Annotated in this window: 11 protein-coding genes; 5 read left to right on the forward strand and 6 right to left on the reverse strand. The window is 62.3% G+C overall.

The window, feature by feature from the left end; all coding sequences use genetic code 11:
- Nucleotides 1-16: 16 nt before the first annotated feature.
- Entirely contained in the window at nucleotides 17-2,167 is a 2,151-nt protein-coding gene (locus PRJ_RS25685) for a dermonecrotic toxin domain-containing protein (RefSeq protein ID WP_104962708.1), read from the reverse strand.
- A 173-nt stretch (nucleotides 2,168-2,340) separates the two neighbouring features.
- On the opposite strand from PRJ_RS25685, the gene PRJ_RS25690 reads away from it, so the two are divergent.
- The 4 genes from PRJ_RS25690 (at nucleotide 2,341) to trxC (ending at nucleotide 9,615) form a co-directional block, all read left to right on the forward strand.
- Entirely contained in the window at nucleotides 2,341-4,083 is a 1,743-nt protein-coding gene (locus PRJ_RS25690) for a potassium/proton antiporter (RefSeq protein WP_010955613.1), read from the forward strand.
- 35 nt (nucleotides 4,084-4,118) lie between these two features.
- Nucleotides 4,119-7,427, forward strand: a complete 3,309-nt coding sequence (mscK, locus tag PRJ_RS25695) for a mechanosensitive channel MscK (RefSeq protein ID WP_104962709.1) — start codon at nucleotides 4,119-4,121, stop codon at nucleotides 7,425-7,427.
- 162 nt (nucleotides 7,428-7,589) lie between these two features.
- Nucleotides 7,590-9,050, forward strand: coding sequence for a protein adenylyltransferase SelO (gene selO / locus PRJ_RS25700; protein WP_104962710.1), 1,461 nt, complete (start codon nucleotides 7,590-7,592; stop codon nucleotides 9,048-9,050).
- A gap of 130 nt (nucleotides 9,051-9,180) precedes the next feature.
- Nucleotides 9,181-9,615, forward strand: a complete 435-nt coding sequence (gene trxC / locus PRJ_RS25710) for a thioredoxin TrxC (protein ID WP_010955616.1) — start codon at nucleotides 9,181-9,183, stop codon at nucleotides 9,613-9,615.
- On the opposite strand, the gene PRJ_RS25715 is transcribed toward trxC, so the two are convergent.
- Both PRJ_RS25715 and PRJ_RS25720 read right to left on the reverse strand, forming a co-directional pair.
- Complete coding sequence (locus PRJ_RS25715; RefSeq protein WP_049274624.1) at nucleotides 9,612-10,385, reverse strand: ParA family protein; 774 nt, start codon at nucleotides 10,383-10,385, stop codon at nucleotides 9,612-9,614. The genes trxC and PRJ_RS25715 overlap by 4 nt on opposite strands.
- 76 nt (nucleotides 10,386-10,461) lie before the next feature.
- On the reverse strand, nucleotides 10,462-11,361 hold the full coding sequence (locus tag PRJ_RS25720; RefSeq protein ID WP_104962711.1) for a LysR family transcriptional regulator: 900 nt from the start codon (nucleotides 11,359-11,361) through the stop codon (nucleotides 10,462-10,464).
- 165 nt (nucleotides 11,362-11,526) lie between these two features.
- Between PRJ_RS25720 and PRJ_RS25725 the strand changes: the two genes are divergently transcribed.
- Nucleotides 11,527-12,714 carry an MFS transporter gene (locus PRJ_RS25725; RefSeq protein WP_223843617.1) on the forward strand — a complete coding sequence of 396 codons (1,188 nt, stop codon included), beginning with the start codon at nucleotides 11,527-11,529 and terminating at the stop codon, nucleotides 12,712-12,714.
- A 67-nt stretch (nucleotides 12,715-12,781) separates the two neighbouring features.
- On the opposite strand, the gene PRJ_RS25730 is transcribed toward PRJ_RS25725, so the two are convergent.
- The 3 genes from PRJ_RS25730 to PRJ_RS25740 form a co-directional block, all read right to left on the reverse strand.
- Nucleotides 12,782-13,129 carry a YgiW/YdeI family stress tolerance OB fold protein gene (locus tag PRJ_RS25730; protein WP_014859120.1) on the reverse strand — a complete coding sequence of 116 codons (348 nt, stop codon included), beginning with the start codon at nucleotides 13,127-13,129 and terminating at the stop codon, nucleotides 12,782-12,784.
- Nucleotides 13,130-13,245: 116 nt separating this feature from the next.
- Complete coding sequence (gene hemE / locus PRJ_RS25735; protein ID WP_104962712.1) at nucleotides 13,246-14,310, reverse strand: uroporphyrinogen decarboxylase; 1,065 nt, start codon at nucleotides 14,308-14,310, stop codon at nucleotides 13,246-13,248.
- Nucleotides 14,311-14,504: 194 nt separating this feature from the next.
- On the reverse strand, nucleotides 14,505-15,923 hold the full coding sequence (locus PRJ_RS25740) for an FAD-dependent oxidoreductase (RefSeq protein ID WP_003249156.1): 1,419 nt from the start codon (nucleotides 15,921-15,923) through the stop codon (nucleotides 14,505-14,507).
- Between the last annotated feature and the right edge of the window lie 114 nt (nucleotides 15,924-16,037).

A 16,037-nucleotide genomic window follows, 5' to 3' on the forward strand; every position in this document is an offset into this window, starting at 1 on the left:
CCCCTTTCACGTTTGCTCAGGCGGGTAGCGCAAAGAATGTGCGCATCAACGAATCATCCTCCGTGCCCAGCCGCATCGCCAGTGCCTGGCGATCGAACAGCTTGCCTGTGCGCATGTCACGCACGGCCGTCCCGCCTGGCGCCTGCGCCAGTGCCTTCAGGCACACCTCGGTAAAGCGATAATTGTGCCCTTGAACGGCCGTCACCTTCTCCACTTGCAGGTAGCGCCCGGGCATCATCAAAGACTCCGCTTCATCAGGTCGCCTTGAAAAGGGCCCGATGGGCGTCGCCTGCATGTCTTCGCCCGGCTCCAATACATACACCAACGCATTTTCATCAAAAGCCCCCCTGCCGCTGACCTGGGTCTGCGGGTCGTTGAAAACCTCCCAGAGGGCATAGGGGTTTTCCGTGAATGACGTGAAGTCGGTTGTCACCAGCACGTCACCCACTTCAATGGCACCCTCACCAACTGCCTGAAAACCCGTGCCCCGCAGGCTGGAGGCAGCCCGATACAGCCTTACCTGATTACTGACGCCAATCTGCCCAAGTGCGCGGGCAAGGTCATGGCTGCGCTGGATATTCCCGGCGCGAGTGCCCTCCAGCGGCATACCCCGCCACAGGTTGTTGTAGCGCTCCGGCGAGCTGGTGTACTCGGCAATGGCGGGCGAACCAAACACGAGCTCATCGCGGTAGACGGGATAGGGTTCACCGAATGCATCCAGATACTCGCCATTGGGCCCCACGGCATCGAGATCAGCCCACGGAACCGCGCCCAACAGGGCTTCCTGGCGGGCCAGCGCCTGATCCGACACAGCCAGCAGGTCGTCTGCCGCCGGCGCCATGTAAAGCTCCCAATCGACCTTGGCAGCGGAGGCTTGCGCCTGACCAGTCACACGCGCGGGGACATGGCCATCAGTGAACAGCTCGCTGGCACGCATCATGGCTATATCGAGCAGGATGAACAGGATATCCGTCAGTACTGACCACCATGCTGCCGTGCGCCAGGCCTGCTTGCCATTGATTGCCCTGTCCAGGTGCAGCGCCAGGCTTGCGGTGCCCAGACCGAGCGATGCCAATATCACCGGCCAGCCAAGCGGCGCCATCGGCGCAATTATAAAACTCGCTGCTTGCAAGCCCGACAGCCAATCGGCCTTGCGCAACTGTGCGTTGGTGGTCAGCCGTTCGTGGGCGTCGCTGGTCAGGTCATCCATGACCGAATCGCGCAGACGAACGAACAGGTCCCCTTCAATGGCCTGTCCTGAAAACGTGGTGTCGCCTCGCGACTGTGCGAGCAACTTGAAGTAATTGCGTAGACGCGGGCGTAGTGACTGCGCCAGTACCCCGTCCCCGACGAACAGCCTGACCAGCCGCTCTCGCCCCGCAGTCGTGGTGGCCTGGTCAGCCATCCACATCTGGAACGCATGGCGATCGTCGAATACCTTCACCACAGCCTGCGCATCGGCAATATAGAGGCACAACCTGCCAGTCTTCAGCTTGTGAAAGAACATCAGCTTGGCGCTGATACCGCCGATGACAAGAGCGTTCCATTGAGGTTGGGCATTCGCCTGCCTGGCCTGTCGCAGGCCTTGCACGGTGCTTGGCAGAGCGGCATCAGCGACCGTCACCGCCATCAGTTCCTGGCGCTCAGGTTGGCTCAGCGCAGATTGGCCCACAGCAGCAATGAAGCGGGCACGGGCCAGGACACAATAGTCTTCGCCATGCCGTGACCGGAACTTGCTCAGCGCCTCGGTGTAGCGCCCTGCAAAATCCAACTGCCAGAACGCCGTCAGTACTTGCCGAGGGTCGAGCCGCACTTCGTTGCGCTCGTCGTAAACTGCGTGGCTGGCATCCACCCGGTAGAAGCCACCATAAACACTCAACTCGTCAGCACTGGCCTGCTGCTGCGGGCTGAATCGCTGGATGACCAGTTCGGTAAGGCTCAAAGACCGCAGTGGCGGCCCACTGTGGCGCCAGCCGGTGAAGCTCGACGAACTGCTGGCCGCCGACTGGAACTCGTGCCAATAGAGCCCGTCCGGGTCCAGCCAGTACCCCAGTTGGCGGCGAAGCACGTGGCCCGCCGCCTGGCGCGCCAGATTGTGCAAATCAGGAAATTGCCCGAGCAGGCGCTGGGCCACCTGGGCGAGAGAAATGGTTTCTTTGACATTCATGTCCTTGGCTGCCTTACAGTGGGCGAACCATTACAGCTGCACGCCGCAGCGACGATGCGGTATCGCTTTACAGCCTGCGCCGGCATCAGGTTAGAATCGATTGGCACGCGACCTGCTAGCTGTTGCTGAATGCGCTACCACGCCCCTTCCCCGCTGTCTCGGAGTACCTGCCTTTGGATGCAAGCACCATCAACAGCCTGTTCCTGATCGGCGCATTGCTGGTGGGTGCAAGTATCCTGGTCAGCTCGCTGTCGTCGCGCCTGGGTATCCCTATTCTGGTCATCATCCTCGCCGTCGGCATGCTCGCCGGTGTCGATGGTGGCGGCATCATCTTCAACAATTACCCAACCGCCTACCTGGTGGGCAACCTGGCACTGGCCGTCATCCTGCTTGACGGTGGCCTGCGTACGCGGGTGGCAAGCTTCCGCGTGGCGCTGTGGCCGGCGCTGTCGCTGGCCACGGTCGGGGTGATGATCACCACCGCCCTCACCGGCCTGATCGCCGCCTGGCTGTTCAACCTGAGCTTGATCCAGGGCCTGCTGATCGGCGCCATCGTCGGCTCCACCGACGCCGCTGCAGTGTTCTCGCTGCTTGGCGGCAAAGGCCTGAACGAGCGGGTTTCCGCTACCCTCGAGATCGAGTCGGGCAGCAACGACCCGATGGCGGTATTCCTCACTGTCACCTTGATCGACATGATCGCCAGCGGCGAGACCGGCCTGCACTGGAGCCTGCTGGGCCATTTGCTGCGTGAGTTCGGTATCGGCACGCTGCTGGGCCTGGGCGGCGGCTGGCTGATGCTGCAACTGGTAAACCGTATCAATCTGGCCGGCGGCCTGTACCCCATTCTGGTAGTCGCCGGCGGCCTGGTAATGTTCTCGCTGACCAACGCCCTGCATGGTAGCGGCTTCCTCGCTGTTTACCTGTGCGGCCTGGTGCTGGGCAACAAGCCGATCCGTAGCCGCCATGGCATCCTGCACATGCTCGACGGCATGGCCTGGCTGGCCCAGATCGGTATGTTCCTGGTGCTGGGGTTGCTGGTCACGCCGCACGACCTGCTGCCTATCGCCCTGCCGGCACTGGGCCTGGCGCTGTGGATGATCCTGGTGGCGCGGCCACTGTCGGTGGTCGCGGCCCTGCTGCCGTTCAAGGCTTTCCATGGCCGCGAAAAGGGCTTCATTTCGTGGGTCGGCCTGCGCGGCGCGGTACCGATCATTCTGGCGGTGTTCCCCCTGATGGCGGGCCTGCCAGACGCCCAGCTGTTCTTCAACCTGGCCTTCTTCATCGTGCTGGTATCGTTGCTGGTGCAAGGCACCAGCCTGCCGTGGGTGGCCAAGCTGCTGAAAGTGACGGTTCCGCCAGACCCGGCGCCAATCTCCCGCTCCGCCCTTGAGGTGCACATCACCAGCGAGTGGGAAATGTTCGTCTACCGCCTGGGCGCCGAAAAGTGGTGCATCGGTGCCGCCCTGCGCGAGCTGAAAATGCCCGAAGGCACACGGATTGCCGCGCTGTTCCGTGGTGAGCAACTGCTGCACCCGTCGGGCAGCACCGTGCTGGAGGTTGGCGACATGCTCTGCGTGATCGGCCACGAACACAACCTGCCGGCCCTCGGCAAGTTGTTCAGCCAGGCGCCACAGCGTGGCCTGGATCTGCGTTTCTTCGGCGACTTCGTGCTCGAAGGCGATGCCGAACTGGGTGCGGTGGCAGCCTTGTATGGCCTGAAGCTCGATGGCCTCGACGCGAAAATGCCGTTGGCGCAGTTCATCCGACAGAAGGTCGGAGGCGCTCCAGTAGTAGGGGACCAGGTCGAATGGCATGGCACGATCTGGACCGTGGCAACCATGGACGGGAACAAGATCCAGAAAGTAGGCGTCAGATTCCCCGAAGGAACGCGACCCGGACCAGGATTGTTCCTCTAAACTTCGTTTCAGCCGGATCCACAAGTAGTCTGCCTATGTCCCTGCGCGTGTACCTTCGCACAGCCCTGCTCGGGTTGTGCCTGTCCCTTTCTTTTGCGGCTAGCGCGGCAGAAGCCCCGACCACCGCCAGTATCCAGAACAGCCTCGACAAGATCGCCGAGCGCAAACTGCCCGAGGCAGACCAGAAGGCGCTGCAGCAGGTGCTCGAGCAAACGTTGAGCCTGCTTGCTGCCAAGGAAGACAACGAAAAGAAACTGGCTGCACTCAAGCAGCAGCTGAGCAGTGCCCCCAAGGAGACCAGCGACAGCCAGAAGGAGTTGGCCAAGCTCAAGGAAACCAGGGCACAACCGGTGGCACAGCGCTACGCCAACCTCACCGTGCCACAGCTTGAACAGATGCTCAGCGAACGCAACACGCAGCAGGGCGAGCTGCAAAAGGCGTTGTCTGAAGCCAACAGCCTGATCATCAACTCGCAAACCCGCCCCGAGCGCGCCCAGGCCGAGATCAGCAGCAGCCAGACCCGCACCCAGCAGATCAACAACATCCTCAAAACCGGCAAGGACGGTGGCAAAGCCATCAATGCCGACCAGCGCAACCAGCTCAACGCCGAGCTGGCCTCGCTCAACGCGCTGACCCTGCTGCGCCGCCAGGAACTGGCCGGCAACAGCCTGCTGCAAGACCTCGGCAATGCGCGTCACGACCTGCTGGTCGAGCGCGCTGCCCGCCTGGAGCAGGAAATCCAGGACCTGCAGACGCTGATCAACGCCAAACGCCTGGCCCAGTCCCAGGAAGCCGTCACCCAGCAGTCGATCGAGGCTCAGAAGGCCGGCGGCAGCAGCCTGCTGGCCACTGAAAGTGCGATCAACCTCAAGCTTTCCGACTACCTGCTCAAGAGCACCGATCGCCTTAACGAACTGACCCAGCAGAACCTGCGCACCAAGCAGCAGCTCGACAGCCTGACCCAGGCCGACCAGGCGCTTGACGAGCAGATCAACGTGCTCAAGGGAAGCCTGCTGCTGTCGAAGATTCTCTATAAACAGAAACAGACCCTGCCGCACCTGAAGGTCGACCGCGACCTGGCCGACCAGATCGCCGACACCCGCCTGTACCAGTTCGAAGTCAACCAGCAACGCGAGCAGATGAGCAGCCCGGTCACCTACGTCGACAAACTGCTGGCTGCGCAACCGCAGGAAGATGTGACCCCGCAGCTGCGCAAGGCCCTGCTGGAAGTGGCCATCACCCGCAGCGACCTGTTGGAGCGGCTGAACCGCGAGCTGTCGGCGCTGCTCAACGAATCGATCACCCTGCAGCTCAATCAGAAGCAGCTGCTGGGCACCGCGCAGAGCCTGCGCACCACCCTCGACGAGCAAATGTTCTGGATCCCCAGCAACAAGCCGCTGGACTGGGACTGGCTGCAATACGTGCCGGAGCGCCTGGCCGACCAGGTCGCCAACCTGCCGTGGGGCTCCAGCCTGAAAGAGCTGGCCGATGGCCTGAGCCAGCGCCCGTTGCTGTTCCTGCCGCTGCTGTTGGTGATCGGCGCGCTGTTGTGGCGGCGCAAATACCTTTACCAACGGTTAGGCAAAGTGCACCAGGATATCGGCCACTTCCGCCGTGACAGCCAATGGCACACGCCCCAGGCAATCCTAATCAACATTCTGCTGGCGATGCCGGTCAGCCTTGGTCTGGCGCTGTGCAGCTACGCCCTGCAGATCGACGCCCGCGGGCAGAATGCCAACCTGGGCGCCGCACTCTGGCAGCTGGCCCAGGCCTGGCTGGTGTTCTACACCGCCTACCGTATCCTCGCACCCGGTGGCGTGGCGGAAGTCCACTTCCGCTGGCACAAACCACAGGTCGAGTTCCTGCGCGGCTGGGTTCGCCGCCTGGGCACCGTGGTGCTGGCACTGGTCGGCGTGGTGGCGGTGGCCGAGCACCAGCCTTCGGCATTGGCAGACGACGTATTGGGCATCGGCGTGGTGCTGACCTGCTATGCGTTGATGGCCTGGCTGCTCAGCCGCCTGCTGCTCAGCAGCCCGGCGCACCGTGACACCTCGCTGTTCCGCAGGGCGGTGGGAGTAGCATTCACCGCCCTGCCCATCGCCCTGTTCGTCGCCGTGTGCTTCGGCTACTACTACACCGCACTGAAGCTTACCGACCGACTCATCTACACCCTGTACCTGCTGCTGTTCTGGCTGGTGATCGAGGCTGCCTTCGTGCGCGGCCTGTCGGTGGCTGCACGACGCCTGGCCTACCAGCGTGCGTTGACCAAACGTGCGGCAGCCAAGGAAGGGCTGGATGGCGAAGTCATCACCGAAGAGCCAACGCTGGATATCGAACAGGTCAACCAGCAGTCGCTGCGCCTGATCCGCCTGGCCCTGCTCGGCGGCTTCATCGCCGGCCTGTACTGGGTATGGGCCGACCTGATCTCGGTGTTCGCCTACCTCAACAATTTCGTCCTCTACGAATACACCAGCGGCACCGGCGCCGCCGCCAGCATGGTACCGATCAGCCTCGGCGACCTGCTCGGCGCGCTGGTGATCGTCGGCATCACTTTCGCCCTGGCCGGCAACTTGCCAGGTTTGCTGGAAGTACTGGTGCTGTCTCGCCTGAACCTGGCCCAGGGCAGTGCCTACGCCACCACCACGCTGTTGTCGTACACCATCGTCGGCATCGGCATCGTCAGCACCCTGTCGACCCTGGGGGTGAGCTGGGACAAGCTGCAATGGCTGGTGGCTGCGCTGTCAGTAGGGCTGGGCTTCGGCATGCAGGAAATCTTCGCCAACTTCATCTCCGGCATCATGATCCTGTTCGAGCGCCCGGTACGGATTGGCGACACCATCACCATCGGCAACCTGTCGGGCACGGTAAGCAAGATCCGCATCCGTGCCACCACCATCACCGACTTCGACCGCAAGGACATCATCGTCCCCAACAAGACCTTCATCACTGGCCAACTGATCAACTGGTCGCTGACCGATACGGTCACCCGGGTGACGCTGAAGCTGGGCATCGACTATGGCTCAGACCTCGACCTGGTGCGCGACCTGCTGCTCAAGGGCGCGCATGAGAACCCACGTGTGCTCAAGGATCCGGAACCGATCGTGTACTTCCTCAACTTCGGCGAAAGCTCGCTGGACCACGAACTGCGCATGCACGTCCGTGACCTGGGCGACCGCAACCCGACGCTGGACGAGATCAACCGCTACATCAACCGCGAGTTCAAGGCCCACAACATCAAGATCTCGGTACGCCAGGTAGAGGTATTCCTGATGGATGCGAAGGGCAGCAAGCAGCAATTGATTCCGATGGAGCAGCCGAAACCGGATGGCACTGCTTCGGCCTGAATAGGCTCGAATACTTTATTGTGTGCAAAATGGCTGCGAGGGCTTCGCCCTCGTTCGCGGGTAAACCCGCTCCTACATCGGGCGCTGGCCGCTGTGGGAGCGGGTTCACCCGCGAAAGGCCGCCAAGCGGCCCCATTGGCACCGATTCCAAGGAGCAGTCCCGTGAAAGCCCTCGACCAACTCACCTTCGACAACCGCTTCGCCCGCCTGGGCGATGCGTTCTCCACCCAGGTGCTGCCTGAACCCATCGCAGACCCGCGCCTGGTGGTAGCGAGCGAGTCGGCCATGGCCTTGCTCGACCTCGACCCCGCCCAGGCCGAGCTGCCGGTGTTCGCCGAGCTGTTCAGCGGCCACAAACTGTGGGAAGAGGCCGACCCTCGGGCGATGGTTTATTCCGGCCACCAGTTCGGCTCGTACAACCCACGTCTGGGCGACGGCCGTGGCCTGCTACTGGCCGAAGTGCTCAACGACGCAGGCGAACACTGGGACCTGCACCTCAAGGGCGCCGGCCAGACACCCTACTCCCGCATGGGTGACGGCCGCGCCGTGCTGCGCTCGTCGATTCGCGAGTTTCTCGCCTCCGAGGCCCTGCACGCCCTGGGTATCGCTACCAGCCGGGCACTGTGCGTAATCGGTTCCAGCACCCCGGTGTGGCGCGAAACCCGTGAAAGCGCGGCCATGCTGACGCGTCTGGCGCAGAGCCATGTGCGTTTCGGCCATTTCGAGTACTTCTACTACACCAAGCAGCCCGAGCAGCAGCGCGTGTTGATCGACCATGTGCTGGAACAGCACTATCCCGAATGCCGTGACGCCGAGCAGCCTTACCTGGCCATGTTCCGCACCATCGTCGAGCGCAATGCCGAACTGATCGCCCGCTGGCAGGCGTATGGCTTCTGCCACGGCGTGATGAACACCGACAACATGTCGATCCTCGGCATCACCTTCGATTTCGGCCCCTACGCGTTCCTGGATGACTTCGACGCCAACTTCATCTGCAACCACTCCGACGACCGTGGCCGCTACAGCTACGCCAACCAGGTGCCCATCGCCCACTGGAACCTCAGCGCGCTGGCCCAGGCACTGACCACCGTGATCGAAGTTGAGCCACTGAAGGAAGCGTTGGGCCTGTTCCTGCCGCTGTACCAGGCCCATTACCTTGACCTGATGCGCCGGCGCCTGGGGCTGACCACCGCCGAAGATGATGATATGGCGCTGGTCGAGCGCCTGCTGCAGTGCATGCAACGCGGTGGCGTGGACTACAGCCTGTTCTTCCGCAAGCTGGGTGAGCAGCCGGTGGCCGAGGCGCTGAAGGTGGCGCGCGATGACTTTATCGACCTCGCCGGTTTCGATGCGTGGGGCGCAGACTACCTGGCCCGCTGTGGGCGTGAGCCCGGCAATGCCGAAGGCCGCCGTGAGCGGATGCATGCGGTGAACCCGCTGTACGTGCTGCGCAACTACCTGGCGCAGAAAGCCATCGAAGCGGCCGAGGCGGGGGACTACAGTGAAGTTCGACGGCTGCACCAAGTCCTGGCCAGGCCTTTCGAGGAACAGCCCGGGATGCAAGCCTACGCCGAGCGACCGCCGGAGTGGGGCAAGCACCTGGAAATCAGCTGCTCTTCCTGATTAGCGCCGAATCCTGTGGGAGCAGGCGTGCCCGCGAAGCAGGCAACGTGATGGATTGCACCGGCTTCGCCGGTGTTCGCGGGCACGCCCGCCCCCACAAGGAAACCGTGAACCCAACACCGGAGATGAAATGACCGACCCACTGGTAATCCCCTGCCCCCACTGCAACGGCCTCAACCGCCTGCCCGCCGAGCGCCTGGGCGATGCGCCGAAATGCGGTCGCTGCAAAAAGGATGTGCTGTTGAGCACCCCCTTCGAACTTACCGAAGCCAGCTACGCCAGCCAGATCAAAGGCGACCTGCCGCTGCTGGTCGACATCTGGGCCGACTGGTGCGGCCCGTGCAAGTCATTCGCCCCCACCTTCGAAGAGGCCGCCCGGAAGCTTGCTGGCCGCTGCCGCCTGGCCAAGCTCGACAGCGAAGCCAACCGTAACCTCGCAGGGCAACTGGGCATACGCTCGATCCCCAGCCTGCTGCTGTTCAAGAACGGCCGCGAAATCAGCCGCCAGGCCGGGGCGTTTCCACTCCAGTCGCTGCTGGAGTGGCTGCGTAGCCAAGGGGTTTAAGCGTTTTCTTCAAGCAGCGAATGCAACTCGACAAACTGCTGAGTCAGCTTGTGCCGCGGCTCCAGGTGAATCAGCGGCAGGCTGGCGTGGTGCGATTCGCGCATTTTCACCGAGCTGCCCAAGTACACCGGCAGCACCGGCAACCCTTCGGCCAGCAGTTCGTCGAGCATCTGCTGCGGCAGGCTGGCACGTGACTGGAACTGGTTGACCACGATGCCTTCGACCATCAGGTCTTCGTTGTGGTCTTCCTTGAGGTCTTCGATCTCGGCCAGCAGGCCATACAGGGCCTGGCGCGAAAAGCTGTCGCAGTCGAAGGGGATCAGCACGCGATCGGCAGCGATCAGCGCAGAAACCGCATAGAAATTAAGCGCCGGCGGGGTATCGATGTAGATACGCTCGTAATCCTCGTCCAGCTCGTCGAGCAACTTGCGCAGCTTGTTGATCTTGTGTTTTGCCTCCAGCTTTGGCTGCAGGTCGGCCAGCTCGGCAGTGGCGGTGACCACATGCAGGTTGTCGAATGGGGTTTCGTAGATATCGACCTTGTTCTTCTTGCTGAACGGCCCGCTGGAAAGGCTTTGCTTGAAGAAGTCGGCGATGCCCATGGGGATGTCCTCGCCGGTCAGGCCGGTGAGGTATTGGGTCGAGTTCGCCTGGGCATCCAGGTCGATCAACAAGGTCCGGTAGCCTTCATTGGCACTGACCGCCGCCAGGTTGCAGGCAATGCTCGACTTGCCCACGCCACCTTTCTGATTGAACACCACGCGCCGCATGATTGACCTCCGTGTATCAACGAATGCCCGAGTATGTGGCGGCAGTGGGGCAATGACCAGTGCCATTTGACCGGCATCACGCCTGACCGACCACCTGCCCTGTCAACAACTCGGCAAATGCCTTGGCCATGACCGAATGGCCGCGCTCACGCTGCACCAGCCACACCGCCGACATCGCCTCTTCATCGAGCAAGGTGCGGTACACCACACCTTCTATACGCATGCGCTGGAACGACGCCGGCAGCACCGACACCCCCAGCCCCGCCGAGACCAGGCCGATGATGGTCATCGCTTCCCCTGCCTCTTGCGCAAAATGGGGGCTGAAACCCGCATGCCGGGCCATGCTCAGCAATTGTGCATACAAACCGCTGCCATAGCTGCGCGGGAAGAACACGAAGGGCTCAGGGGCCAACGCCGCCATGTAGACGCCTTGCTCAGTGCCCTCGGCCAGCGGATGCGAGGCATTGATCACCGCCACCAACGGTTCTCGGAACAACTCGGTGGCCACCAACCCCTCCGGCAGCGGCATCGGCCGCATCAACCCCACCTCGATGGACTCGTCGAATACCCCTTCGGCAACGTCACGGCTGCTCATTTCCTTGAGGTTCAGGTGCACCGCCGGAAAGCGCTGACGGAAGGCGTGAATGGCCTTGGGGATTTTCGAGGTGAACGGGGCCGAGGAAGTGAAACCGATTTTCATCTCGCCCAGCTCGCCCAACTGCGCACGCCGGGCGACATCCGCGGCCTTCTCCACCTGCGCCAATACCTGGCGCGCTTCCTCGAGGAACAATCGACCGGCCTCGCTCAGTTCGACACGACGGTTGGTCCGGTCGAACAACCGGGCCCCCAACTCCTGCTCCAGGGCCTGGATCTGCTGACTCAAGGGCGGCTGGGAAATACCCAGCTGCTGGGCGGCGCGGCCAAAGTGCAGCTCTTCGGCCACAGCAATGAAGTAACGCAGATGACGCAGTTCCATGATCCGCTCCAAACAAGTCGCCAAACATCTCAAATAGGTCGAACAATATATTGGATCTAATCGTTAGCCAGCTATATGCTTTTTTCATTGCGCCAGAGGTACCCGCCCGTGAAAACTGCAGTAGCCCCCCTCCTCCTTGAGCCAAAACCTGCCATCCTGACCGAAATGTGGATCGAAAAAGGCACACCCGCCTTCATGAAAACCGTGCTGGCCTTGTTCAGCGGCGGTTTCGCCACCTTCGCCTTGCTGTACTGCGTACAGCCGATGATGCCTCTGCTGTCCAGGGAGTTTGCCATCAACGCGGCACAGAGCAGCCTGGTGCTGTCGGTGTCCACCGCCATGCTGGCGTTCGGCCTGCTGATCACCGGCCCCATTTCTGACCGCATCGGGCGCAAGCCCGTGATGGTATTCGCGCTGGTCTGCGCCGCCCTGTCCACCTTGGCCAGCGCAGTGATGCCCAGCTGGGAGCTGGTACTGGCCACCCGCGCATTGGTCGGCCTGTCGCTGAGCGGCCTGGCGGCAGTGGCCATGACCTACCTGAGCGAAGAGATCCACCCGCAACACATTGGCCTGGCCATGGGCCTGTACATCGGCGGCAACGCGATTGGCGGCATGAGCGGGCGGCTCATCACTGGCGTATTGATCGACTTCGTCAGCTGGCACACGGCGATGCTGACCATTGGCGGCCTGGCCCTGGTGGCCGCGCTGGTGTTCTGGAAGGTGCTGCCGGAGTCACGCAATTTCCGCGCACAGACGATGAACCCACGCAGCCTGCTGGACGGCTTTGTCATGCACTTCAAGGACGCCGGCCTGCCTTGGCTGTTCCTTGAAGCCTTCCTGCTGATGGGCGCCTTCGTCACATTGTTCAACTACATCGGCTACCGCCTGCTGGCCGAGCCCTACCACATGAACCAGGCGCTGGTCGGCTTGCTGTCGGTGGTTTACCTGTCAGGTATCTACAGTTCGGCACAGGTCGGCGCCCTGGCGGACAAACTGGGCCGGCGCAAGGTGTTCTGGGCCAGTATCGTGGTAATGGCGGTTGGCTTGCTGATGACGCTGGCCAGTCCACTGGTGATGGTGATCGTGGGCATGCTGGTGTTCACCTTCGGCTTCTTTGGTGCGCACTCGGTGGCCAGCAGCTGGATCGGCCGCCGGGCGCTGAAGGCCAAGGGGCAGGCGTCGTCACTGTACCTGTTCTGCTACTACGCTGGCTCCAGCGTGGCCGGTACGGCGGGCGGGGTGTTCTGGCACCAGTGGGGCTGGAACGGGATCGGGCTGTTCATTGGCAGCTTGTTGGCGGTGGCATTGCTGGTGGCGTTGCACCTGAGCAAGTTGCCACCCAAAACGGTGTGATGCATTCGTGGTCACGCCCGCACCCACAACCTGTGGGAGCGGGCGTGACCACGAGGAGGCCATCAGATCAGTTGATGATCTCGACAATATCCACATCCACTTCCCGGCTCATCAGGTGCTTTTCAACCTCACCGGTCAGCTTCACCTTGGTCTTGTCGTTGAACGGCGTCGGCGGCAGGTCCTCGTCGTCGATCTCGACAGTGATGGTGCCGGTGTTGTCCTTGAACTCGTACTTGTCGTCGTTGTTGATCTTCTTGGTCACGAAGCCCTGCAGCACAACCGGGGTGTCATCGGCGGCGTCGTTGGCGGCGGCAACCGTGGTTACCGACTGGGCGCCAGGGCCGGTGTAGCCAGCGGCAAATGCGCCAGTGCTGAACAAGGGGGCGAGGATGAGGGCGAGATAACGGATTTTCATGAGGATCGGGTCCTGTTTCGGTTTCGATGGGACCAGATTAGCGACGATCGCTGAATTCAAACTTAACGTACAAAAAACCCGGCATCGAAGCCGGGTTTACTGTGCAGTGCATCAAGTCACTGGTGGTACTGCGCCGACAGTTCGTGCACGGCGTTGATGAATGCACCCGCATGTTCCGGGTCAACTTCCGGCGTGATGCCGTGGCCAAGGTTGAACACATGGCCAGTGCCGTGGCCATAGCTGGCCAGGATGCGCGCCACTTCCTTGCGAATGGCCTCGGGCTTGGCGTACAGCACGGTCGGGTCCATGTTGCCTTGCAGCGCCACCTTGTCACCCACGCGGCGACGGGCGTCGCCGATCTCGCAGGTCCAGTCCAGGCCCAGCGCGTCGGCACCAGCTTCAGCAATGCTTTCCAGCCACAAGCCGCCATTCTTGGTGAACAGGATCACCGGCACCTTGCGCCCCTCGTGCTCGCGGATCAGGCCGCTGACGATCTTGCGCATGTAGGCCAGTGAGAACTCCTGGTAGGCCGCCGCCGACAGGTTGCCGCCCCAGGTGTCGAAGATCTGCACGGCCTGGGCGCCGGCCAGGATCTGGCCGTTAAGGTAGCTGGTGACCGACTGGGCCAGCTTGTCCAGCAGCAGGTGCAGGGCTTGCGGATTGTCGTAGGCCATGGCCTTGGTCTTGCGGAAGTCCTTCGACGAGCCGCCTTCGACCATGTAGGTGGCCAGGGTCCACGGGCTGCCGGAGAAGCCGATCAACGGCACACGGCCATTGAGCTCACGGCGAATGGTGCTGACCGCATCCATCACGTAGCCGAGGTCTTTCTGTGGGTCCGGGACTGGCAGCGCTTCGATGTCAGCGGGGGTGCTGATGACCTTCTTGAAACGCGGGCCTTCGCCGGTTTCGAAGTACAGGCCCAGGCCCATGGCATCGGGAATGGTAAGGATGTCCGAGAACAGGATCGCTGCGTCCAGCGGGTAGCGGTCCAGCGGCTGCAGGGTGACCTCGCAGGCGAACTGCGGGTTCATGCACAGGCTCATGAAGTCACCGGCCTTGGCGCGGCTGGCGCGGTACTCCGGCAGGTAGCGGCCGGCCTGGCGCATCATCCACACCGGGGTGACGTCTACGGGTTGCTTGTGCAGTGCACGCAGGAAACGATCGTTCTTCAGGGCAGTCATGTCGGCATCCGGAAAAATAGTGCGGGCATTTTCTCAGACACCAGCGCAAAAGGCACGGCCATGGCCATGTGTTTTGTCTATTGGATGCCACAGATCAAGCGTTTTTGTATACAAAAGCTTCGCGGGCATGCCTGCCCCCACGGGTTCTGCGCTTAACCCTGCGGGAGCGGGCATGCCCGCGAACAGGTCGAACCTCAGACTTCGAGGTAGTCCAGGATACCCTCGGCAGCCGTACGCCCTTCGAAGATCGCAGTCACCACCAGGTCCGAACCGCGCACCATGTCGCCACCGGCAAACACTTTCGGGTTGCTGGTCTGGTGCTTGAACTTGCCCTTCTCCGGGGCAACCACACGGCCCTGGCTGTCCAGCTGAATGCCATGCTGTTCAAACCACGGTGCCGGGCTCGGGCGGAAGCCGAAGGCGATTACCACGGCGTCTGCCGGCAGGATCTCTTCGGAGCCCGGGATTGGCTCAGGGCTGCGGCGGCCACGGGCATCAGGCTCGCCCAGGCGGGTCTCGACCACTTTGACGCCTTCGACCTTGTCCTCACCCACGATGGCAATGGGCTGACGGTTGTAGAGGAACTTCACGCCCTCTTCCTTGGCGTTCTTAACCTCTTTGCGCGAACCCGGCATGTTGGCTTCGTCACGACGATAAGCACAGGTCACCGCCTTGGCACCCTGACGGATCGAGGTACGGTTGCAGTCCATCGCGGTGTCACCACCGCCCAGCACCACCACTTTCTTGCCCTGCATGTCGACGAAGTCTTCCGGCGACTTCTCGAAGCCCAGGTTGCGGTTGACGTTGGCGATCAGGAAGTCCAGTGCGTCATGCACGCCCGGCAGGTCCTCGCCGGGGAAGCCGCCCTTCATGTAGGTGTAGGTACCCATGCCCATGAACACCGCGTCGTACTCGGCGAGCAGCTGTTCCATGGTCACGTCCTTGCCCACCTCGGTGTTCAGGCGGAACTCGATGCCCATGCCGGTGAACACTTCGCGGCGGTTGCTGAGCACGGTCTTTTCCAGCTTGAACTCGGGGATACCGAAGGTCAGCAGGCCACCGATCTCAGGGTTTTTGTCGAACACCACCGGGGTTACCCCGGCGCGCACCAGCACGTCGGCGCAGCCCAGGCCAGCCGGGCCGGCGCCGATGATGGCGACGCGCTTGCCGGTGGGCTTGACCTTGGACATGTCCGGGCGCCAGCCCATGGCGAAGGCGGTATCGGTGATGTACTTCTCCACCGAGCCGATGGTCACCGCGCCGAAACCGTCGTTCAGGGTGCAGGCACCCTCGCACAGGCGGTCTTGCGGGCAAACACGGCCGCATACTTCCGGCAGGGTGTTGGTCTGGTGCGACAGTTCCGCCGCGGCCAGGATGTTGCCTTCGGAGACCAGCTTCAACCAGTTGGGGATGAAGTTGTGTACCGGGCACTTCCACTCGCAATACGGGTTACCGCAGCCTAGGCAGCGGTGCGCCTGCTCCACGGACTGCTGCGGCTTGAACGGTTCGTAGATTTCCACGAACTCCTTCTTGCGCTGGCGCAGCAGCTTTTTTTTCGGGTCCTTTCGGCCCACTTCGATGAACTGGAAGTCGTTGTTCAGACGTTCAGCCATTTTTCAAAACCTCTTTACAGCAGCTGCAAGCTACACGCTGCAAGCCGCAAGACGATCACTTAAGCCGGGCAAACCTCTCACTGCCATTACGTGCAGCTTGAGGCTTGCCACTTG

This window comes from Pseudomonas sp. XWY-1 (assembly GCF_002953115.1).
Classification (GTDB): Bacteria; Pseudomonadota; Gammaproteobacteria; order Pseudomonadales; family Pseudomonadaceae; genus Aquipseudomonas; species Aquipseudomonas alloputida.

Coding starts and splice junctions, on each gene's coding strand:
- PRJ_RS25685 (WP_104962708.1), bottom strand. CDS start 2,167: ATGAATGTCAAAGAAACCATTTCTCTCGCCCAGGTGGCCCAGCGCCTG.
- mscK (WP_104962709.1), top strand. CDS start 4,119: ATGTCCCTGCGCGTGTACCTTCGCACAGCCCTGCTCGGGTTGTGCCTG.
- trxC (WP_010955616.1), top strand. CDS start 9,181: ATGACCGACCCACTGGTAATCCCCTGCCCCCACTGCAACGGCCTCAAC.
- PRJ_RS25715 (WP_049274624.1), bottom strand. CDS start 10,385: ATGCGGCGCGTGGTGTTCAATCAGAAAGGTGGCGTGGGCAAGTCGAGC.
- PRJ_RS25720 (WP_104962711.1), bottom strand. CDS start 11,361: ATGGAACTGCGTCATCTGCGTTACTTCATTGCTGTGGCCGAAGAGCTG.
- PRJ_RS25725 (WP_223843617.1), top strand. CDS start 11,527: ATGTGGATCGAAAAAGGCACACCCGCCTTCATGAAAACCGTGCTGGCC.
- PRJ_RS25730 (WP_014859120.1), bottom strand. CDS start 13,129: ATGAAAATCCGTTATCTCGCCCTCATCCTCGCCCCCTTGTTCAGCACT.
- hemE (WP_104962712.1), bottom strand. CDS start 14,310: ATGACTGCCCTGAAGAACGATCGTTTCCTGCGTGCACTGCACAAGCAA.
- PRJ_RS25740 (WP_003249156.1), bottom strand. CDS start 15,923: ATGGCTGAACGTCTGAACAACGACTTCCAGTTCATCGAAGTGGGCCGA.